This is a genomic window from Streptomyces sp. NPDC026092 (assembly GCF_040638605.1).
Lineage (GTDB): Bacteria > Actinomycetota > Actinomycetes > Streptomycetales > Streptomycetaceae > Streptomyces.
The window spans coordinates 187,845-209,807 of sequence record NZ_JBEZYN010000013.1 but is presented as its reverse complement, the minus strand read 5'-3'; the positions used below and the strand labels follow the sequence as shown (position 1 = coordinate 209,807).

Annotated in this window: 11 protein-coding genes; 4 read left to right on the top strand and 7 right to left on the bottom strand. The window is 70.0% G+C overall.

Annotated features, from left to right (window positions below):
• Positions 1-100: 100 nt before the first annotated feature.
• Positions 101-1,048, top strand: a complete 948-nt coding sequence (locus tag AB0F56_RS22395) for a bile acid:sodium symporter (protein WP_362012463.1) — start codon at positions 101-103, stop codon at positions 1,046-1,048.
• A 138-nt stretch (positions 1,049-1,186) separates the two neighbouring features.
• Here the strand turns inward: AB0F56_RS22395 and AB0F56_RS22390 are convergent, their stop codons facing one another.
• A complete protein-coding gene (locus AB0F56_RS22390; protein WP_362012409.1) occupies positions 1,187-1,705 on the bottom strand; it encodes a hypothetical protein in 519 nt (172 codons plus the stop codon).
• A gap of 6 nt (positions 1,706-1,711) precedes the next feature.
• On the bottom strand, positions 1,712-9,280 hold the full coding sequence (locus AB0F56_RS22385) for a ricin-type beta-trefoil lectin domain protein (RefSeq protein WP_362012460.1): 7,569 nt from the start codon (positions 9,278-9,280) through the stop codon (positions 1,712-1,714).
• Between the two features lie 646 nt (positions 9,281-9,926).
• On the opposite strand from AB0F56_RS22385, the gene AB0F56_RS22380 reads away from it, so the two are divergent.
• Complete coding sequence (locus AB0F56_RS22380) at positions 9,927-13,124, top strand: hypothetical protein (RefSeq protein ID WP_362012458.1); 3,198 nt, start codon at positions 9,927-9,929, stop codon at positions 13,122-13,124.
• A gap of 842 nt (positions 13,125-13,966) precedes the next feature.
• On the top strand, positions 13,967-14,899 hold the full coding sequence (locus AB0F56_RS22375) for a ribosome-inactivating family protein (protein WP_362012406.1): 933 nt from the start codon (positions 13,967-13,969) through the stop codon (positions 14,897-14,899).
• A 48-nt stretch (positions 14,900-14,947) separates the two neighbouring features.
• Here AB0F56_RS22375 and AB0F56_RS22370 read toward each other — a convergent pair whose 3' ends face one another.
• Positions 14,948-17,710 (bottom strand): LuxR C-terminal-related transcriptional regulator, encoded by a 2,763-nt coding sequence (locus tag AB0F56_RS22370; protein WP_362012404.1) that lies wholly within the window; start codon positions 17,708-17,710, stop codon positions 14,948-14,950.
• A gap of 141 nt (positions 17,711-17,851) precedes the next feature.
• Between AB0F56_RS22370 and AB0F56_RS22365 the strand changes: the two genes are divergently transcribed.
• Entirely contained in the window at positions 17,852-18,871 is a 1,020-nt protein-coding gene (locus tag AB0F56_RS22365; protein WP_362012401.1) for a helix-turn-helix domain-containing protein, read from the top strand.
• Positions 18,872-18,937: 66 nt separating this feature from the next.
• Here AB0F56_RS22365 and AB0F56_RS22360 read toward each other — a convergent pair whose 3' ends face one another.
• The 4 genes from AB0F56_RS22360 to AB0F56_RS22345 are packed head-to-tail and all read right to left on the bottom strand — an operon-like array spanning position 18,938 to position 21,914.
• Complete coding sequence (locus tag AB0F56_RS22360) at positions 18,938-19,810, bottom strand: alpha/beta hydrolase (RefSeq protein WP_362012398.1); 873 nt, start codon at positions 19,808-19,810, stop codon at positions 18,938-18,940.
• A 40-nt stretch (positions 19,811-19,850) separates the two neighbouring features.
• Positions 19,851-20,690 (bottom strand): alpha/beta hydrolase, encoded by an 840-nt coding sequence (locus AB0F56_RS22355; RefSeq protein ID WP_362012395.1) that lies wholly within the window; start codon positions 20,688-20,690, stop codon positions 19,851-19,853.
• Positions 20,687-21,220, bottom strand: a complete 534-nt coding sequence (locus tag AB0F56_RS22350; RefSeq protein WP_362012392.1) for a DoxX family protein — start codon at positions 21,218-21,220, stop codon at positions 20,687-20,689. The genes AB0F56_RS22355 and AB0F56_RS22350 overlap by 4 nt, the downstream gene beginning before the upstream one ends.
• A 19-nt stretch (positions 21,221-21,239) precedes the next feature.
• Positions 21,240-21,914 carry a hydrolase gene (locus AB0F56_RS22345; protein WP_362012391.1) on the bottom strand — a complete coding sequence of 225 codons (675 nt, stop codon included), beginning with the start codon at positions 21,912-21,914 and terminating at the stop codon, positions 21,240-21,242.
• Positions 21,915-21,963: the final 49 nt, after the last annotated feature.

Sequence of the window (21,963 nt, the reverse complement as noted above, 5' to 3'; positions counted from 1 at the left end):
GATGAGGCCGAGAGAGCGGCCGACCGCCCACCGGGGCTGCGGCGACGAGAAGGAGCAGGGCTACGTGGAGCACCGGGAGTCCAAGGGCCTGGTCGAGCGGATGGACGACCACCAGGTCGCCATCTACCTGGCGGCGATGGGCGTAGGCGGTCTCCTGGGCCGGCTGGCCCCGGCAGCCGGTCCCGGCCTGGAACACTCGATCAACCCCATCCTCGGGGCGCTCCTCTTCGTGACGTTCCTCCAGGTGCCGGCGGCCGAGCTGTTCCGCTCGCTGCGCGACGGGCGCTTCCTGGCCGCGGTACTGGTCGTGAACTTCGTCGTCGTCCCGCTCGTGGTCGCGGCGATGTTCGCGTTCCTCCCGTCCGACCAGGCGGTCCGCCTCGGCGTCCTGCTCGTGCTGCTGTGCCCGTGCGTCGACTACGTGATCGTCTTCTCGGGCCTGGCGGGCGGATCCAGCCGCCGCCTCCTGGCCGCCACTCCCCTGCTCCTGGTGGCGCAGATGGCGCTGCTCCCCGGCTTCCTCTACCTCTTCATGGGCCCCGGCCTCGCCGACATCGTCGAACCGGCCCCGTTCCTGGAAGCGTTCGTCTTCCTGATCGTCATCCCACTGACCCTGGCCTGGGCCCTCCAAACATGGGCAGCAAGCCGCGACACGGGCCAAAAGGTATCCGCCGCAGCAACCACAACCATGGTCCCCCTGATGGCAGCGACCCTCCTCACGGTGGTCGCCTCACAGGTCCCCGAACTCGGCGACAGCCTCCCGGACGTCGCCGCCGTGATCCCCTTCTACGCGGCGTTCCTGGTGGTCATGGCCTTCGCCGGCAAGGCCGTGGCCCACCTCTTCCACCTCGACACGGGCGCCGCCCGCGCGATCGTCTTCACCGGCGCGACCCGCAACTCCCTGGTGGTCCTCCCCCTGGCCCTGGCCCTCCCGGACACCCTCGCCGTAGCGGCCGTGGTCGTAGTCACCCAAACCCTCGTAGAGGTCCTGGGCATGGTCACGTACGTCCGCCTGATCCCCCGCTTGGTCCCGGCACGGCGAGGCTGACCGTTTCAGTCACGGGCCCCCTGCCCGGCCGGGCGCGCGTGAGGGTGGGTCGGTCAGGACGGGGAACACGAAAAGGGTGAAGCCCCGGCCGTTACGGCCGGGGCTTCACCCCTCTCTGCGTGGCGGGAACGCCAGGCGTCAGATCTCTTCCTGCCTCAGGTCCCAAGGCAGGCGATCACCAGCGGCGGTCTGCACCGCACGGAGCCTGTCCAGGTCCTCCTCGATCAGCATGAGCGCCTCGAACGCGTAGGCCGCACCTGCGAGCGACTCGCCCTGCATCACCTCCGCGTAGAGGACCCAGAGACCCTCGCGCGCCGCGGCGACGCAGTCGATCGCCTCGGGGTCACCGGAATCGACAGCCGGTCCGAGGATGCGCAGCAACGATCCAAGCGTCTCGCGCCTCGCGGGTTCGGACAGCGGACCCAACAGGGCGGCGATGGTCACCGAGACGAAGGCGGACGACGCCGGCACGAGGCTCTCGCCAGGTGTCATCACATGGTCCTGCAGTGCGGGGAGGAACGCTTCGCCACTGTCGTGGTCCTCGCCGAGGCCGATCAGGTCCCTGATCATGCCCGGGAGGTGCGCAGCATTCTCACCGCAACCACATTCCATTCGCTCCCAATCGAGCTTCTGGATTTCGATCTCGACGAGACTCATTGCCACTTACCTATCTCCCCATGGACCGCCGGGTTCGCCCTGAATCCCGGGCACGAAATTGTCGCGGCTGGGATAATCCGCCTGACATCTTACGCACACCTTCTTCAGCACAGCCGTCCACTTGCGTTGATTGTCTCGGGCCATCTGATACGCGTTGGTGAAGATGACCTCGTCGAGGTTTCCTCCCAAGGCGATCAGCGCATTGCCTTCGGCGCAGTATCCGCCGCCGGAGGAGGCGAGCACGGTGTCGCCGGTGCGGGTGTTGATGGCACCGACAAACGTACGGGTCCTCGTTGCCGCACTGGAGGCCAACGTCGCGTAGGTCGGGACGCGCTCCGCGACTTCCGCGAGACGCTGCTCCAGGTCCCAGTTCGCCGGCGCGCGGTCGATGTCGACGTTCGGCGCCCGGCCATTGGAGTCACCGCGCGAGCTGGGCACCTTGCCGGAGCCGCCACCACCGCTGGATCCGCCACTGGCCCGGGAGGATCCGCCGGCGCTTCCACCGGAGCCACCGGACTTGCCGCCGCCTGCCGAACTCTTGCCGCCTCCGGAGCTCTTGCCGCCGCCACCGGAGTGGGAGGAGGACTTGGGCGCGGACTTGGCCTGGGCCTGCTTGTGGGTGGGGTTACCCGTCTTCCGCTTCGCGGCGGCCGCCGCGTCGGCCCGTCTCTTGGCTGCTTCGGCAGCCTTCTTCTTGGCTCTCTGCGCGGCCTCCTTCTTGGCCTTCTCGATGGCCGCCTTCTTGGCCTTCAACGCGGCCGCCTCGGCGGCCTTGGCCGCCTTCAGGACCGCCTCCGCGGCCCGCTTGGCCGCCTTGAAGGCCTGAATGGCGTCGATGGTGCGGTTGATCGCCTTCAGGACCGACGGGATCTTGCCCAGCTTCGTCCATGGAATGGCGTCCAGGATGATGCTGCCGCACGACCACATGTCACCGCCGAAGCAGGCCATGGCGTCGTTGATGCCGATGAAGTCCTTCAGCGTCTCCCAGGCGATCGAGAGGATCACCGAGGTGAGGGACTTGCCCATGGTCGCCTGCGCCTGGGCGACCTGCGCCGCCGACAGACCCGCGCCGGCGAGGGCCGCGGCCTTCTCCGAGGCGGTCAGGCTGATGGCGAGACCGGTCGGGTCGGAGTACGTGACGGGGTTGTTCTGCGCGTACGCGTACCCATTGGCCTGCAGTGGGTCATTGATGTCGAGCACCGGGTCGACGGACAGGAAGCGTCCGACCACCGGGTCGTACAGTCGGGCACCCAACGGCTGGAAGCCGGAGGCGTCGTCCCGGGTCGCACCCAGGAATCCCTTGTGGTTCTGGAGGTTGGCACCGGCGGTGCCCCGCTCGTTGCCGAAGGGGTCCTGCTTGCGGATGCGCACCGACTGGCCGCCGTTGAGGGCGACCTCCGCGTACGCGCTGCCCTGGTGGTCCGAGGTCTGGGCGACCAGGATCTCGCTGCCGGTGCCGTAGGAGTAGCGCATGATCGCGCCGCCCGGAACCGAGTAGGTCCGCTGGGTGTTGACGAGGACACCGCCCTGCTGGACGGTCACCTCGGCCTCGCCCAGGTGGAGGGTCGCCTGCTTGCCCTTGATGGTGAGCAGACGGGAGCCGTCGGGGCCGTAGATGTGACGGGTGTCGTTCTGCGGCAGCCACTGCTGGGCGGCCTGGGCCGCGTCACAGGTGACGAGCACGATCGGCGTCGCGTTCACGTTCGCCGCGCCCTGCACCGCGACGCACAGGTTGCCGGAGGCGGGGTGGATCAGCTGGCCGGCGGCGTTGCGCTTCAGCTCCTGTGCGGCCGAACCGTTGCACTTCTGGATCTGGAGCGCGGAGCCGGCCGTGTTGGCCGCGGGCTGGAGGCACCAGGTGCCGTAGACCGAGAGCGTGCCCTTGTCGGGGTCGGTCTGCGGCACGGTCGCCGTGCCCGGGGTGGGTGTGAACTTGAAGTTCTGCGCCACCGAGGTGTTGCAGGCGTACAGCTGGATCGGCTGGCCGGCCACGGCTGCGCCCGACTTGAGGTCCAGGCACTTCTGGCCGAGACCCACGTACGGGGTCTTGCCGCCGGTGCCCGCACCGGTGATCCGGTCGACCTGGCCGTCGTAGGTCCAGGTCAGATCCTGCTTGTCACCGTTCTCGACCGTGGTGATCGTCTTGGTCTCGCCGGTGAGTTCGTAGAGCCGGGTGGCCTCGGCGGTCACCTCGTCCCCGGCAGGGGTCTTGTACTTCTTCGACACCTTGGTCAGCGTGTGCGGCTGATCCTTGGCGGCGTTCTTGCCGTACGCGTACGTGGTGACCGCGTTTTTGGTGGTGTCGCCGGTGAGGTCGTTCTCGGTCAGCTTGGTGCGGTTGCCGAGCAGGTCGTACTCGTACTCCTGCCAGTAACCGGAGGTGTCCGCGCCCGCGGCGACCCGGAGGGTGCCGTCCGCGTTCTTGTTGAGCGAGCCGTCCGGGTTCCTCGGGTTGACGCAGCTCGTCCGGTCCTTGGAGGTCCAGGCCGACTTCAGCTGGCCCATCGGGTCGTAGACGAAGCACTGGCGCTCCGCGATCCCCGTGGACTTCTCCTCGATCGAGGTGACGTTGCCGGCCGGGTCGTAGCTGTACGCCCGGTTGGACACGAGGTTGCCGGTGACGACGCTCTTGTCCGCGGTGGTGTCGTTGGGTCCACCCCTCTCGCGGTAGACCGACTGCTCGGTGAGCTCACCACTGGACTCGTCGAACGCGTTCTGCGTCCACACACGGTACGGCTGGGCACCGAGCGTGGAGCGGAGCACCTGGCCGTACGCGTCGTAGGTGGTCTCGGAGCCGTACCAGTCCTTGCCGGAGATGGAGAGCGGCTTGCCGTCCTCGTTGTAGCGGACGACCAGCTTCTCCTGGCCGAGGTTGCCCACCTCGGGAACGGTGGACTCGTCCACCATGCCGCGGTCGTTGTACGTGTACTCGTACCTGTAGTCCTTCTTCAGACCCCAGGTGTCGACGATGGACTGCGGCAGGGTCAGCGTCGTCGCGGTCGGCTGGTACTCCTTCGTGTAACCGTTGACCGCCTGCGTGTACGCGTCGCCATCCGTGTAGCGGGTGGCGGTGGCGGGCATGCCCTTGCCGCCCGCGACCGTGTCGTACGTGAACGCGGCCAGCAGCTTGCCGGTGGCGTTGTTCTCCCGGAGTTCCTTCGGTCGCGACAGCTCGTCGTAGCCGTTCCAGATCGTGTTGCCACGGGCGTTGGTGGTCGTCTCGACCCGGCCGAAGGTGTCGAAGGTGGTGCGAGTCGTGCCCGAGTCGGGGTCGGTCGCCGTCTCCACCTGAGCGTTGTGGTTGTACGTCCAGGACCACGGGTGGGTCGGGTCCGCCGAGGCGGTCGCCTTCTTCACCTGGCCGCGCGCGTCGTACTCGTAGCTCGTCGACGTGTAGCGCTCGGTGCCCGTCGGCGTGACGTGCTCGGGCGCCGCCGGGTTGAACGTGTCCGCACGCATGGTGCGGCCGGTGGCGTCGGTCCAGACGCGGTAGGACGACTCGCCCTGCGGCTGGATGACCTTCGACCAGTCCTCGCCGTACTCGTAGCGGACGGCCCGGTCCTCGTACGCCTTGGAGAAGGACTCCTTGGTGTTCGGGTCGATCCACTTGAGGTACGGCGTCTCCTGCAGCACGCGGCCGAGACCGTCGTAGGTGTAGCGCGTGATGTTGGGGACGGCCGTGTCGGACAGCGGGCTGAACAGCTCGCCCGGTGTCGCGTCCTGGGTCAGGTAGGCGTTGTTGGTCTGGTAGACCTCACCGGAGTTGTCGTACAGCGTGTCGGTGATCAGCCAGCCGGATTCGTTGTCGGCCTCCTCCTGCGTCTGCCGCTCGCGACCGAGGCCGTCGTAGAGGGTGACGGAGGTCTCGATCCGGTCCTCGTAGCCACGCGAGTAGGAGGTGACGAACGGAGGCTTGCGGATCTTGAGCTTGGGATCGGTCGGGTCGGTCGTCTCCTCGGGGATCGAGTAGACCGCCCGGAAGTCCGCGACGCCACTGCCGGGGGTGCGGCCCGGGGCCCACGCCTCGGCGAGGCGACCCAGCGGGTCGTAGACGGCCTCGCTCACGTGCCCGTTGGCGTCGGTCGTCTTCACCGTGACCGAGCGGCCCGGCTCCAGCTCCTGGATCTGGCTGTGTCCGGCAACGTTGGTCGTGGTGACCTTGAAGACCTGTCCAGTGGCCGGCCCGATGGGCTCGTACTTGATGGTCGAGGACTTCGGGGTCGGCTGGGTCAGCTGGTCCGCAGGAGTCTGCTTGACCACCCGGCCGACGGCGTCGAACGCCTTGGTGCCGGTGCTCTGGAAGCCCGTGCCGGCGCCGTTGAGGGTCCACGCCTCGGTGGCCAGGCCACGGGTCGAGCCGCCGAGCGCCGTCCCGTACGTGGTGCCGTCGTAGGCCGTGCGGTTGGCGCCGGTCAGCGAGCCGAGGTCGGCCCAGTCGGCGTTCGCACAGACCGTCGGCGAGACCATGACCTGCTTGGACAGACCGATGAGGTTCTTGGCGGTCTGGTGCAGGTACTCCAGCTTGGTGCAGGACTCGTCACCGGTCTTCCCGGTGTCGCCCTGCGACTCCACGAGCGTCGGAAGCCCGTACGTCGACTCGTACGTCGTCGTCGTCTTCACCGTGCGCAGCGTGCGCGGGTCGTCCGTGTTCGTGCCCGACGAGCGGGTGTACGCGATCTCGTCCGGCTCCGTAACCCGCCACGCCCGCAGCGGCGTCAGGCCGTCGTCGCGGTTGCGCTTGGCGAGTTCGGTGGCCGCGGGCTTGGTGGTGCTGCGGCTCAGCCACTCGGCGTCGGTCTTGGTGGAGTCGAGGTAGGTGAGCTCCTCCGCGATCCGGCCGGCGAACGGCTCCTCGTCCTTGGCGATCTCGACACCGGCGATGTCCTTGACGGACACGGTGTCACCAAGGCCGCGGAAGAACCGGGTGACGGCCTTGGAGCGCTGGCCGGGGGCGTCCGGGGTGTTCTCGACGACCGGGCCCGTGAGGGTCGTGGTCTGCTCGACGCCGGCGAACTGCGAGTAGGTGCGCGTGGACTTCTTGGTGAACTCGGCCTCGGCGAGCTTCCAGGCCGGCGCCTTGTACTGGTACTCGGTCCTGGTGGGGAAGCTGCCGTCGATGTTCGGCAGCTCCTCGACGGTGTCCACGACGTACTTGTGGAACCAGTCGATGTCCTCGAACTCGGAGTCCGGGTTCCAGAACACGGGGTAGCAGAGCCGGTTGTTCGCCTTCAGCGTCGGCTGCACCCGGGCGATGGCCTGCGCGCGGGTCTCCCCGGACTGCTCGACGATCCGGGGCAGGTCGCCGGTCGCGCAGCCGTCGGCGGCCGGCTTGTACGAGACGATGGTCTCGCCGCCGTACTCGTTGACGACGCGTCCGACGCGCAGCCGGGAGAAGCCGGGCCGGTGCGGGTTGTACTTCACGACCCGGTTCGGCATGTCCTCGGCGTTGGGCTCGAACTTCACCGTGTTGAGCTTCACGCTCGCGTCGGTGGTGCCCTTGCGGGCGTAGCCGGTGCGCTGGATGGACTCCAGCCACAGGGCGGTGTTCGGGCCGGTCTTCAGCGGGTCGGCGTTGTCCGGGTCACCGTTCGCGGCGAAGCTCTGCACGAGCTTGTACTCGTCGACGACCTGGCGGGCGGTGGTGTCGGTGCGCCGCTGGGCCGAGGTCGTGATCTTGTCGAGGCGCTTGCGGGTCCAGAAGCTCGGGCCCGCGTTCCAGCACTTCTTGTCGGCCACGCAGCGCAGGTCGGCCGGGGTGTCGAACCAGGGCCGGTAGTTGCGCGGGTCCGGGGACGCGAAGTTGGTGTCGGAGCAGGTGACGCCGTCGACGGTGTAGCAGCGCTCCTCGACCTTGAAGCCGATGCGGGCGGGGGCGTTCTCCGTGAAGATCTTGTCGCTGCGCTGGCCGTAGTCGATGTGGTCGAGCCAGCCGTCGCGGTCGTACGGAACCGGGTCCTTGAAGTTGAAGTTCCGGGCGTAGTAGTTCGGCTCCGCCTTCTGCCACCACAGGGACATGGCGTTGCCGTGGACGTCCTCGACGTAGTCGAGGCTCCAGCGCCAGGCCTGGGTGCAGAAGGAGGTGGTCCAGTCCGTGGTGGTCGGACCCTTGTAGCAGTCCTCGCCGGAGTGGTTGCCGTACACCGGGACGGTCAGGACCGAGTTGGTGTACGGGTCGTCGTCGCCCTTGTCGGCGGTGCCCTTGTCGGACCAGCCGGGCAGCTTGTTCATGCCGAAGTGGTACTTGATGCCGTCCTTGGTGGTGACGACCCAGTACTCGTTGAACCGGGCGCCGTTGGCCCGGTCGGTGTTGGTGATCCGCTCGACCTTGGAGCCGTCGCCGTTGGCGGTGAACCACTTGCTCTGGGTCTCGTCCCACACGAGCTCGGTGGTCGTGCCGCCGAGCGAGAGGGTGGCGTTGTCCGAGCCCCAGCACAGGTCCGCGGTGCGGTGCGTGGAGTTGTTGGACCCGGGCTTCTTGGAGTCCTGGCGGCAGTTGGCGTACGAACGCGTGATGGAGCCCGCGTTGTAGTCCCAGCCGTCTCCGATCCAGGAGGCCTGGTTGTTGGAGGACGAGGTGCGGCCGTCGACGGACTGCGAGGAGTACGACAGGCCGACCTTCGGCATCAGACCGCCGGCGGTCTCCGGGACCTGCACCTGGTAGCCGTAGGTGAAGGCGCCCGAGGAGGAGCCGGACGACCAGGAACCGGAGGACAGCAGCGGCGAGGCCGTGAAGTCACCGGACGCCGAAGCGCCGGTGTCGAGCATGCCGAGCGAGGAGCCGGCCGGCGCGTTGGCGGCCGGCTGGACACCGTCCTGGTAGGAGGCGTAGGAGGTCTTCGTCGCCTTGGCGGGGACGAAGCCCTCGCCGACGAGGGTGGAGACGGGGACGGTACCCGTCACGATCTTGCGGGTCTTGGCGTTCTTGGCAGCCGTGGACCGGGTCGGCGCGTCCTTGGCCGCCACGGTCTCCACCGTGCTGGGGAGCCGCTGGAAGTCCTTCTTGCCGTTCCTGACGTCCTGACCCCCGTCGGAGCCGGACAACGCCTGCGTACCGCCGCCGTCGGCGCAGTCGCCGGTGGTCGGGGAGGAGTAGACGCAATCGGGCAGCACCATCAGACCGAAGCGGTCGGCGGCCTGCGGTCCGTAGAGGTCGGCGAAGCCCGTGGTGTCGACGCTGACGGCCACCTCGGCGGTCGGGTCGACGGTGGCCGGCGGGGTGAGCTTCATGATGACGCCGGAGACGCCCGCGGTCTGCGAGGTCTCCTGCGGGGCCACGCCCACGGTCCACTCACCGGCGAGATCGGCGGCCGTTCCGCCCTCGGGAACGCCGATGGCGACCGGCAGCACGGTCGAGCCGGCCTGGACCGCCTTCATGGTGCCGGGCGCGTCGGTCGCCGCGATCGGGGCGTTGCCGGTTCCGGACGCCCAGGCCGCGGTGGCGGTCGGGGTGTACGGGTCGACCGGGTTCTCCGGCGCCAGGGTCAGGGCCTTGTCGGCGGCATCGTCGCCCGCGACATCGGTGGCCTCCGGAAGGTCCGGCAGCTCGACCTTGGCGACCTCCTCCTCGCGGTTCATCCCGGGGCCGGGCACGGCCAGCGCCTGGCCGCCCAGGCTGGTCACCGTCAGCACCGACGACAACAAGAGAACGATCGCCGTGCGGCTTCGCCGCCGACGCCTTCGTTGTGACTCTGTCAAAGCTGGGCGTCCCCGCCCCAGCCGTGACAGCGGACCTGAAGCACGCATACGCGCCGACTCCCACCCTGGCAATTCAGACAACGGACGAGGTGCGAAAACACCAAAGAGCACACGCCGGGCTCAGGTGGCTCAGGCGCGTGCGTGCGCACTCTCTGTCATGTCCGCCGCAGAGTTCAAGATCCGTCGGAAGCCGGGAGTTCGGTGAAAAGTGATCTACGTCACGGGTTAAAACGGATCAGACCCTTCAGCTGATGGCGCATCAGGCATACCTGCTACTTCAGCAGATGACAGTCAATAGGGTCCGGTAAAAGCCCTCAATCGGAGCAAGTTGACACCTCGCCCTATCGGTTTCCGAATTCGCATAACGGATTCACAACTTCGTCACACATGGACGGGAACCTTCGCATGTGTGATCGTGTGCGCGCCTTCTGCCCCGCGGCCTGCCGTACGGGGCTGTCTGTGCTGTCCTCAATCCGCTTGGTCCCCACGGGAGTAGACCGCCGTGACCGCGCCGCCCCGATATCTCATGCCGTTCGTGCGCACGCGCACGCGGTTGTCCCTGACCATCGGCCTCGTTCTGGCCGCCCTGACCGCCACCCTGCTGCCCTGGTGGCAGCCCGACGGCTCGTCTCCGAGCACCGCCGGCGGCCGCGCCACCGACGCCAAGCCCGCCTCGACCGGGCCGCGCGACGAGGCCACCGCCATGACCCAGGCCATGCGCACCCGTAAGCAGGTGCTCGTCGACACGGCCACCACCGCCACCTCGCTGACCTGGGCGCTGCCCGACGGGCAGTTCAAGACCCGGACCACGGCCGCACCCACCCGCGCGAAGAACGCCAAGGGCGAGTGGGCCGCGATCGACAACACCCTGAAGCGAACCGCCAAGGCTCCCCGGGGCCTCGGCATCGCACCCGTGAACCCGGCCGCCCCGGTCCGCTTCGCGAGCGGCAACGCCCCGAAGGACCGCGCCGACCGCTCGTTCGCCCGCGCCGAGACGCCGGGCGACACGGTGCTGGCCGAACTCGACCTCGGCGGCGGTCACACCATCGCGTACACCTGGCCGGGCGCCCTGCCCGAGCCGGTGCTCGACGGCCCCCGCGCCCTCTACTCCGAGGTGCTGCCGGGCGTCGACCTGCTGGTCGTGGCCCGTGAGGAGGGCGGTCTGGCCCAGGTCCTGATCGTCAAGACCCCCGAGGCGGCCCGTCAGAAGGCCCTGGCCACCGTCACGTACGGGCTGCGCTCGGACACCGCCGTCTTCCGGCAGGACCGCAAGGCCAGCCGGGTCCAGGTCCTGGACAAGGCCGGCAAGGAGATCGCCTCGATCCCCACGCCGTTCGCCTGGGACTCCAGCGGCCGTGACCCCGAACTGCCCGAGGGCACCCCGACCCGCACGGCCACGGACAGCCCGGCCCAGGTCCTGAAGCTGTCCGGCCTCAGCGGCATCGAGCCCGGCGCGAAGTCCGCGCCCCTGCCGATCGCCCTGGACGGCGAGAACACCGGCGCCGCCCGCCTGGGGCTCGGCCTCGCCGCCACCGGACTGGCCGACCGCGAGGGCGTCCGCTACCCGCTGTTCGTCGACCCGCCGCTGAACCCCGGCTGGGACGCCTGGACCGTGGCCTACAAGCCGTACCCGACGACGAGCTTCTTCAACGGCACGAACTTCAACTCCGGCACCTCCGAGGCCCGCGTCGGCAGCGAGAACGAGACCAACGGCACCGCCCGCTCGTTCTGGCGCATGGACTGGGACAAGAACATCAAGGGCGCCGTGATCAGCACGGCCACCTTCAAGGTGCTCAACGTCCACTCCTGGTCCTGCACGAACCGCGAGTTCCAGATCTGGCGCACCGGTCCGATCTCGTCCGGTACGACGTGGAGCGCGCAGCCGAGCTGGTCCGACGAACTCCAGCGCAAGTCCTTCGCGCACGGCTGGCCGGGGTCGGGCTCGACCTGCCCGGACGACTACGAGGACTTCAACGTCAAGGACGCGGCCCAGTACGCCACCACCAACGGCCACTCCACCGTGACCCTGGGCATGCGGGCCACGAGCGAGGGCGACACGCAGACCTGGCGCAAGTTCAAGGCCACCTCCGCGGTCATCGAGGCCACCTACAACCGCAACCCGTCCGAGCCCACCAGCGGGACCTCGACCCCGGGCGGTCCCTGCACTCCGGGTCCCGGCGCGGGCGTGACGATCGGCAAGACCGGCATCACCCTGAAGGTGACCGCCAAGGACCCCGACAACAACATGAAGCGGGTCCGGTTCCGGTTCTGGAAGACGGGCGAGACGGTCCCGACCGGCACCTACTACACGATCGCCCCGAGCGGCGGCACCGCCATGCTGACCATCAAGGTCACCGATCCGCCGCTGAAGGACATCACCGCCACCACCACCTTCTCGTGGGACGCCATGGGCGAGGACCTGGTGGGTGCCACCTCGTCGAACTACCCGCCGGGGACCGAGCCCTGCCGGATCACGGTCGACCCGAGCGGACCGTCCCAGCCCATCGTCGACAGTGCCGTGTGGCTGCCGGTCACCCCTGACGGTGCCACCTGGGCGACGGTGAGCTTCGGCCAGACCGGTCCGATCACCTTCGAGTCCCCCGGCGCCGTGAGGTTCACGTACGCCTGGGGCGGCGTCGCCCCGGTCCCCGTCAACGCCGACGCCAACGGCGTCGCCCTGGTCCCGGACCTGAAGCCGCTGACCGCAGGGCCCAACACCCTCCAGGTGTACGCCTACGACAACCTCGGCAACCCGAGCAAGCGGACGGACTACACCACCTACGTCCCGCCGAAGAACAACGCCGACGCCCCCGGTGACACGGGCGGCGACGGCACTCCCGACCTGCTGGTCATCGACGCCGCCGGCGCGCTGAAGACGTACCCGGGCACGCCCGTCGCCGGTACGGACCAGCCGGGCGGCGAGCTGTACGCCGCGCTGACGTCCTCGTACCTCCGGAACAAGGACGGCACGACGACGCTCAACCCGCCGGGCCACTGGTACGACTCCGCCTCGGCGCTCGGCAACAAGGCCGCGCTGATCGGCCACTACCAGGACGTCTATCCCGGCGACGGCACGACGGACCTGTTCGCCCGCACCCCGGACGGCGGCTTCTGGCTCTACCCGGGTGACGGCTACGGCTCCTTCGACGTCAAGCAGCGGATGAAGGTGCGGCTCCCGTCGAACGCGCCGGCGCCGTCCACCTGGATCCAGATGAAGGTCCTCGGCGACATCACGGGCGACAAGCTGTCGGACGTGGTGCTGCGCGACGCGGCGGGGTTCTGGGTGCTCTCCGGCTACACCGGTGGTGCCTTCAAGACCGCGACGCAGATGAACCCGGACGCCTGGGCGCGCCGTGACATCGTCAACCTGGCCGACATGAACAAGGACGGCGTGGCCGACCTGCTCTGGCGGAACCTGGACAACGGCAACATGTACCTGCGCCGCGGCAAGCCCGCCGCGGCCGGCGGTGTCGACCTCAACTCCCTGATGCTGGCGAACAACGCCGTCGCAGGGGACGAGCCCTTCGGCACCAGCTGGACCGAGGCCAACGTCGACACGGCGATCGGCATCCCGGACATCAACGGCGACGGGATCCCGGACATCTGGGCCCGGTTCAAGTCCGACGGGCACGTGTCGATCTACCACCCGTCGACCACCAACACCAACGCCCCGGTGAAGACGGTCATCTCCTCGGGCTGGGGCGACAAACTCGCCTTCGGCTGAGCCCGACCCGACAACAGGGTGAGCCCCGGCGCCACACGGCACCGGGGCTCACCCCTTTCTCAGGTCCTGTACGGCGGCTCCTGTACGGCGACGGGGCCCGGAGGAACCTCAGGTCAGGCGTCCTTCTTCACCGGGTCCAGAATCGCCACGCACTCCACGTGGTGCGTCGTCACAAAACACGTAGAGCCCAAAACAGGTTAAGGAAAACCACAGGTCATCGGCGTGCGAGACGCGAATCGGCCTCAAGATCAACATGCATGGCGTGCACTACGGGCGCTACGTGCGGCCTTTGACGCACGCCTGGAGGGCGTCCAGCGCTCCGCGCCACTGAGAATCGCGCGCCCGATGAGCATCGGCTCCGGTACGTGTACGACGACCGCAGCGCGGACCGCGGGGACTTCTGTGCCGCCCAGCAACGCGAGCGAGCCGCGCAAGCGGCTCGAGCTCTGGGTGCGCAGACGCTTCGCAGCTCGCGGATCTCCTCACAGTGACGGCGATTCCGGAAACGATTGGAGCTCGGTCCGCGTGGTGGAGGTTGGGCCGAGGCGGACAGAATGAAATGCAGTGGCCGAACCGCGCGGAACGGACAACACGGCCACGGGCAGCCCGCCCGACCTGATGCTCGACCTCAGGCGCTGGCTGCGTGGTCCTTCGAACGCCACCAGCGGGCCTGGGGCGTTCAGCTCTTCCGCCCTGAACGGCACGCGGTCGCCGACAGAACTGGTCCTGTCGCTCCGGGACGACCACGTGCCTCGCATCCTCCCTAAGGTCACACCTTCCATGTGCATCAGAACGCGGTCCGCCCATGCCTCAAGAGTGAACTGCGTTCAGAAGGAGGAATGATGAAGAGAGCGACGGGCCGGGCCAGGATGAGGACGGTGGTCGGCACCGCCCTGGCCACCCTGGGAGCGATCCTGGTGGGCTTGCTCGGGCCGGTCGGGGCCGCGCACGCGGACACCGCCCCCTTCCAGGCGCGCCGTGTGTACGTGAACCTGTGGGGGCCTCCGGGCATTGGACTGCGGGACAGCTACTCGTACTTCCTGCAGAGCGTCCGGGACGCCGCCGGCCATGCGGGGCCCGCGGAGGTGATGCAGACCCAGCACGAGGGGGTCGGCCTGGTCTGGGTGACCCTGACCGCGCGCAACGAGCACAACCAGGAGCGGCGGATCCACCTATGGATGAACCCGGCCAACATGTACGTCCTCGGCTTCACCACGCACGACGGTCGGACCTACGAGTTCAACGACACCGGCCGGGTCGGCAGCAACGACACCACCCTGCGCTGGCGCATGCGCAACACCCACGGACAGGAGATCCAGGCCGCCGGCATCTCGCGCGATCCGATCCAGCTGAACTTCGGCGGCGGCTACGGGTCTCTGGAGAACGCGGCCCAGCGCGGCCGGGACCGGATGCAGGTGGGCTACTTCGACGTCCAGGCGTCCATTCTGCAGCTGGCGACGATCGCCAACCCGTCGGGTGTGGGCCGCTTGGAAAGCGCCCGGTCCCTGATGCTGATGATCCACTTCGTGTCGGAGGCGGCCAGGTTCCACGACATCGAGGGCTCCTTCCGCACGGCGATGGCCACCTACGAGCAGCGCCCCCTGCCGGGCTGGCAGGTGGCCTTGGAGAACGCCTGGGGTGCGCTCTCCGCCTATTGGCGGCGCCTGCTCGACCCGCGGGTGGATGACAATCCACCGTTCCTGCCGGGGGTGAGCAACTACTACGGGTTCGACAACGTGCGCCGGTACCTGTCGATCGCCAACAGCGGCACCTGATCGCGGTCGGTCCCGGCCCGCCGGAGGGGCCGGGACCGAAGGGAGGGGTCACTCGGGCAGGGCGGTCCTGAGGTGTCTGCGGGAGGTAACGCCGAGCTTCCTGAAGACCTTGGCGAGGTGGTACTCGACAGTGCTCGCGCTGAGGAACAGGTGGGTGGCGATCTCCTGGTTGGTGGCCCCGTCCACAGCCATCCGCGCAATCCGCGTCTCCTGGGGCGTGAGGCCTGCGGGTGCGGGGGCGTCGCGCCGCCGGGGATGCTCACCCGTGGCCCGCAGCTCCAGCCGCGCCCGTTCGGCGAACGCGGCCGCCCCCATCCGGGCGAAGGCCTGGTGGGCTGCGCGCAGCTGCACGCGGGCATCGCCACGGCGCCTGCGCCTCCTGAGCCACTCCCCGTGGAGGAGGCGGGTGTGGGCCTTCTCCGTGCCGAGCGGAGTCGGGTCGAGGTGGGCGACCGCGTCGCGGAAGAGGGCGTCCGCCTCGGCGCCGACGGCCATGAGGGCGCGGCTGCGTGCGAGCAGCCCCAGCGCCCAAGGTGTACCGCAGGCCTTGGCCCGCTCCGTGAGCCGGTCCAGGGCTCGTTCGGCCGTGCCGGTGTCGTGGTTGCGAAGAGCTGCCTCGACGAGTCCGGGAAGGACAAGGCCGCCGCCGTGCGCCGGCGGGTCGTCGAGGGCCGGGACGGCAGCCGCTTGGGCCTCGGCGTAGCGGCCCTGGCCCAGCCTGAGCACCACGTGGGCGGCCCGTACCAGTTGCACCGGGACGCCGCCTGGCCGTTCGGGGTAGAGCTCCTGCTGGGCGCGTACGGCGGCCAGGGTGGCCGCCTCGTCCCCGCGCCAGCCGTGCAGCATGGCGTCGGTGGGGTGGGAGAGGCGGGAGTTGGCGCCGGTTGCGTCGGCGACGTCCTTGAACTCGGCGAAGTGCAGCTGAGCGGTCGCCAGGTCACCACGGAAGACCTCCGCTGTGGCGTTGGCATGTGCGGCGATCTGGAGCATGCGCAGGGCGCCGTGCGAGCGGGCCGCGTCGGCGTAGCGTCGTCCGCATTCGGACAGTGCGTCGATGTCCCACGTCTCGATCGCCGCGAGCATGCCGAGCAGGCTCCAGCGGACGGCTCCGCCGTGTTCGGCTCCCGGCGCTCTCATGGCGGTGAGCGCAGCCTTGAGTACGGGCGCCGCCTGGGTGTGGCCGACCGCCGCGAGCCGGGCGTGACCGTCCAGGAGGAGGTCGGCCGGATCAAAGGAGTCCTGCCGGTCTCCGGTGCTCCGGCCGCGTATCTCCAGTGCGGTGCGAGCGATGGCGGCCATGCCCGTGCCCCGACCGATCCGGGGGACGACCATGGCTGCGTCGACGGCCTCGAGGAGGGCGTCCCGACAGCCTCGCGGGTCGTAGGACGACAGGGCCTGTGCCGCCTGGTGCAGTAGTCCTACGGCGCCCTCCTTCCCCACCATCAGGCGGACGAGGCCGCGCAGGCGGTCTGCGTGTGCCCGTACGGCAGGCAGGTCGGGAGCGGGGGCCAGACGCGCGAGGAGTTCCTCGGCCCGGTGCGGGGCACCGCCCATGAGGGCTGCCGCGCTGGCCTCCAGCAGGCGGACGGAGGCCGTGGCCGCGTCCTCGGTGAGTTCCGCGGCTCGGTGGAGGAACGCGGCCCGGGCGAGGTAGCCGCCGTTGTCCTTGGCGCGTTCGGCGCAGGCGTGCAGCCTGTCGGCCACCGCTGCGTCGGGGCCGGCGGCGGCCGAGGCCAGGTGCCAGGCGTGCCTGCCGGGGTCGGCGAGCGGGTCGGTGACGGCGGCCAGAGCCGCGTGGGCGGCGCGACGATCGGCGCGGCCCGCTCCCCCGTACACGGCGGACCGGATGAGGGGGTGCCGGAAGGACAGGCCGGCGGCATCGGTGCCGGGGGCCAGTACGTCCGCCCGTTCGGCCTCCTCGAAGGCGGCGTCGATGTCGTCGGGCGTCGACGGTACCTGGTGGTGCACAGCGCGGCGTACGAGGTCGCGATCGCCGGTGGCGTCCGCCGCTGCGATCAGGACAGCCCGGCGGGCCGGTGCCGGAAGCAGCCGGAAGCGCTCCAAGAACCGGGCCTCCAGGCCGCGGCTGACCGGAAGCGGCCTGCCGGCGGCGCTCGGCTGGAGGGTGCCGGCGCCCAGGGCGAGTTCGCGGATCGCGAGGGGGTTGCCCGCGGCTTCGGCGATGATCCGGTCCCTCAGGAGGAGGTCCGTCGTGGGGTCGAGGTGTTCGGCGAGCAGGGCGCGGGCGTCGGTGTCCCCCAGCCCGGGGATCGACAGTTCCGGCAGTCCTGCCAGGACGGCGGCGGAGCCGGACTCGTCCCGGAGTGCGAACAGCATGGCGATGCCGTCGGCGTGAAGGCGGCGGCCGACGAAAGCCAGGACGTCGAGGGATTCGCGGTCCATCCACTGGGCGTCGTCGCATATCACCAGCAGCGGTTGCCGGCGGGCGGCGCCGGCGAGGAGGGTCAGAACGGCCAGCCCCACCAGGAAGCGATCGGGGACGGGACCGGTTGTCATACCCAAGGCCGTCTCCAGCGCCAGGAGTTGGGGCCCCGGCAGATCTGCGCGCCGGTCCAGGAACGGCAGGAGCAGTCGGTGGACGGCTGCGAAGCCGAGTTCCTGCTCCGCCTCCGCGCCGGCGAGACGTGTCACGCGCAGCGATGAGGCGCAGGCCACCGCGTGGTCCAGCAGTGCGGTCTTGCCGATCCCGGCGTTCCCGCGCAGCACGAGTACACCGCTCATGCCGGTCCGGGCGTCGGCGACCAGTTGCTCCAGCTCGGCGCGCTCCGTCCGCCGCCCCTTCATGATCATGACGTCGAAAATACCTCGTCACACGTCGGGATCCGCGTCCGCCCGGCCCCTTCCGGCCCTCAGTGCCGAGGGGGCGCGGCGCAGGAGGACTGGGGGGTTTCCAGGATTCGGGGGCGGCCCGGCCCGCGGCACGCTGCGGGCATGCCCTGGACGACACCAGCACGTACACAGATCCCCGACAGGGTCCCCTGCCCTGCGCAGTGCGACCGCCACCCCCCTGAGGAAGGCGCCCGGACCACCACGGTGCTCCGGGCCGCCGGCTCCGCGGGAGCGGACCACGTCGGCCTCTTGTCCGAGGCACTGGGCGGCGCGGTGGGCTCGGCGACGGTGGCGCCCCGGGACCACGGAACCTTCTCGGACCGGTTGACCGTCAGCGAGCACGGACCTCTGCGTGTCGTGACACTCGACGCGGACGCCCGCCTCACCCGATGCGCCGCTCAGCCGGCCGTTGTGTGGGGGGCCACCGGCCGTGGTTTCGTCAGCATCGCAGTCCAGGTCTCGGGCACCAGCGTCCTCCTACGGAGCAGCCGAAGGACGCGGCTTGGGCCGGCGGACGCTGCCTTCCTGCTCCCCGGCCACGCCTTCGGCCTCGAGTTCCGGGACCGGGGACGGCTTCACCTGCTGCGCGCGCCCCGTGGGTTCCTTCCCTTGTCGGACGAGCAGGTCCTGACCGGCCAGGCCGATGAGGCGGGCCGGGTGGTCGCCCCCCTGCTGACCGGCCTGGCCGAGACGATGACCAGACTGCGCCCCGGAAGCGGCGACCGGATCGCGGGGTCCCTCGCCGAAGCGCTGGCGGCCCTGGTCACTCCGCGGGCGTCCCGGTCCACCGCGGCAGGCGCACTGATGGCCGGCGTGCGTGCCCACATCGAGGACCGGCTCACGGATCCGGGGCTCTGCCCCGCGTCGATAGCGGCCGCCCATCACGTCTCGGTCCGCTACGTGCACCGGCTCTTCGCTCAGGAAGGCACGACCGTCGGCGCGTGGATCCGGCACCGCCGGCTGGAGGAGTCCCGCCGCGAACTCACCCGCCCCGGTTCGGCGCCGCCGACGATCGCTGCCGTCGCCTTCCGGTGGGGGTTCGTCAGCGCGAGCCACTTCAGCCGCGCGTTCCGCCAGACGTACGGCATGGCGCCGCACGAATGGCGGAATCTCCACGCGTGACCCGAACGGAGCGGCCGGCCGCCGGCCCCTCGGTGACGGGCAGGCCGGTGCGCCCAACGGGGACGATCACGCGTCGGGCTCGACGAACCGCCGGACGAAGGCGAGCGCGGTCTCGGCGACCTCGCGCCAGCCGTGGTCGATGGTGAGGGAGTGACCGCGTCCGGCGATTTCCGTGATCTCGGTGACGGCGTGCTCGTTCTGTGCCTGCTTCTTGTACGAGGCGTTGGCGATGGCCCAGGGGACGGTGTTGTCCTTCTCCCCCGAGATGATCAGCAGGGGGCCGCGGTCGGCTGCGGCCGTGTGCACCTTGGCTTCCGTCCACGGGTTGACGTTGGCCGCGGCAGCCTGGAACAGGGGCTCGCCGGGGGCGGGGACGGCGAAGGTGTCGTACAGATCCCGGGCTTCCTCCTCGGTCACGGCGTTGGCGAAGGAATAGCGGAACTGGTCGTAGGTGAGCGGTACGGCCCGGTGGTAGTTGGCGGGGTTGCCGAGTACCGCACTCGCGGCCCGCAAGGATGAGAGCGGCAGTGGCAGGACGCCGCGGAACGGGGCCGGGTCGATGGCGACGGATGCCTGGGAGAGCCCGCGTCCGGCGGTGATCTGGGTGATCAGTCCGCCGAAGGAGTGGCCGACGACGACGGGCTTGCGCTCCAGCTTGCCGATCAGGTCGCAGAAGTGGTCGGCGACCTGCCCGACGCTCTTGCCTGCGAACACCTCCGGGTGGGCGTTGGCTTCTTCGACCGTCTCGGGATCATCGGGCCAGCCGGCCAGGACGGGAGCGAAGCCGGCGTCCTCGAAGACGGCGGCCCAGCGGTCCCAGCTGGTGGGCAGCAGCCACAGGCCGTGGATGAACACGACGGGAACGCGGCCGGTGGCGTTGGCCCGTTCGATCTGCGCGAGGTCCCTCGCGTAAGAGGGGCCGGACGGAGGGTTGCTCATACTGTCTCCTCGGTGGGCGGGATCGGGAGGAGCCGTCGGATCAGACGGTCCGCGCGGCGGCGCCGATGACCGACACGACGGCATCGGGCCTGCTGTACATGGGCAGGTGGGAGGAGGCGACTTCGGTGGTGCGGGAGCCCGCCCGGCGGGCCTGGAAGCGCTGGAGTTCCGGGACGATGCCCCGGTCCTGGCCGCAGACCAGAGTCCAGCTGGGAAGCGAGCGCCAGGCCGCTGCCGTGCAGCGATCGGTGAACGCCATGGCGTTGAGGGGGCGTTGGCCTGCCGCCAGGACCCGGGTCAGGGGCCCGGGGACGTCCTGGGCGAAGACCTCGCGGAACCGGTCGGGCCGGATGTAGAGGTCGGCGCCCTGGTTGCCGTCGGGGCCGGGGACCGGGACGGGTGTGAGGGCCGCCTCCAGTCGGGAGCCGGGGAAGCGCCCGGCGAGCTCGCCCAGGACCTCCCCCTTGTCGGGCATGAACGCCGCGACGTACACCAGGGCCTTGACGTTGCCGGCCGCGGCGGCGGCCTGGGTGATGACCGCCCCGCCGTACGAGTGGCCGACCAGGACGACGGGTCCGGTTACGGCGGCGAGGCGGGCGGCGATCTGGGTGGCGTCGTGGGCGAGTCCGCGCAGCGGGTTGGCTGCCGCGATCACCTGGTGTCCGCGGCGCTGGAGGCGCTCGGTCACCGGGTTCCAGCCGGCGGCGTCGGCGAAGGCCCCGTGCACCAGGACGATGGTCGCCCGCGGGCCGTCGGGGTCCGGGGTGTCGGCGGTCCCGACCGCCGCGGCGGTAGCGGGCGAGGTGAGGACCATTGCGGCTCCCGTGGCGGCTGCTCCGGCCAGCGCCGTGCGCCTTGAGAGGAAGGGGCGTGTGGTCATCGGGGGCTGTCTCCTTCGAGTGAGCCGGTGGCCGAGGTGGTGGCGGGCACGGGGCGGTGCAGCAGGGCGCGGGTCGCCAGTCCGGCGAGCACTCCGCCGGCCACGGCGGCCGGAACGAGCCAGGAGGGCCAGGGCAGGAGTCCCAAGGCCCCGTCGACGGAGTGTCGTCCGGGGCCGGTGAGGGCGAGGGCGGCGGCGATGACGACGAGGACGAGCGGGTATTCGTAGCCGTCGTTCTGCACCCAGAGGCCGTTGTGCCATTTCACGGTGAGGGCGACGGTCATCACACCGATCGCGCCGGCTGCGGCGAGCGGGGTGAGGGCGCCGGAGGCCAGGAGGAGGCCGGAGCCGGTCTGGCCGGCTCCCGCGGCGAGGGCGGTGAGCGCCCCGCCGCGGAAGCCGTCGTGCCGGAACTCCTCGGTCCCGCCCGCCAGACCGGTGCCACCGAAAAGGAAGCTGACCTTCTGCACGCCGTGTCCGGCGATCAGCAGGCCCGTCACCATGCGGAGGACGAGCAGACCCGTGTCCATGAGTTCTCGGTCCCGCCGCTCAGCCCGCGGCGTGGGGGTCGATCATGGAGTGGGCGTAGAAGACGCCCAGGCCGTAGGCGCCGCCGTGTTCCTTGACCACGTTGGTGGTGGCGGCGTACGTCTCGGTGCGGGCCCAGTCGCGCTGGAGCTCCAGGAGCACCTGGAGCCAGGTGACGGGCACGGCGCCCGCAGCCGTCATCCGCTGCATGGCGTGCTCGTGGGCGGCCGGCGTGACGCCCGCCGAGGCGTCGGCGACCACGTACACCTCGTAGCCCTGGTTGAGGGCGGAGAGGGCGGGCAGGACCAGGCAGACCTCGGTCCACAACCCGGACAGGATGATCTTGCTGCGGCCGGTGGCCTTGACGGCCCCGACGAGGGCCGGGTCCTCCCAGGCGTTCATGGAAGTGCGGTCGACTATCTCGTGCTTGGGAAAGACCTCGCGCAGCTGCGGCAGGATCGGGCCGGAGAAGGATTCGGCGGCCACGGTGGACAGGACGACGGGGACGTCGAAGACCCGGGCGGCCTTGGCCAGTCCGACGGTGGCGTTGATGACGGCGACGCGGTCGGAGCTGCCCGCGCCGAAGAACATCTGCGGCTGGTGGTCGACGAACAGCATCATCGCGTTGTCGGGGGTGATCAGGTCCGGGCTGGGGCCGGCCTGGACGGAAGCGAGGTCGAGTGCGAAGTCGGTCATGAGGGATTCCTTTCGATGGCGGTCGACGAAGATCGGCAAAGGTGGAGGG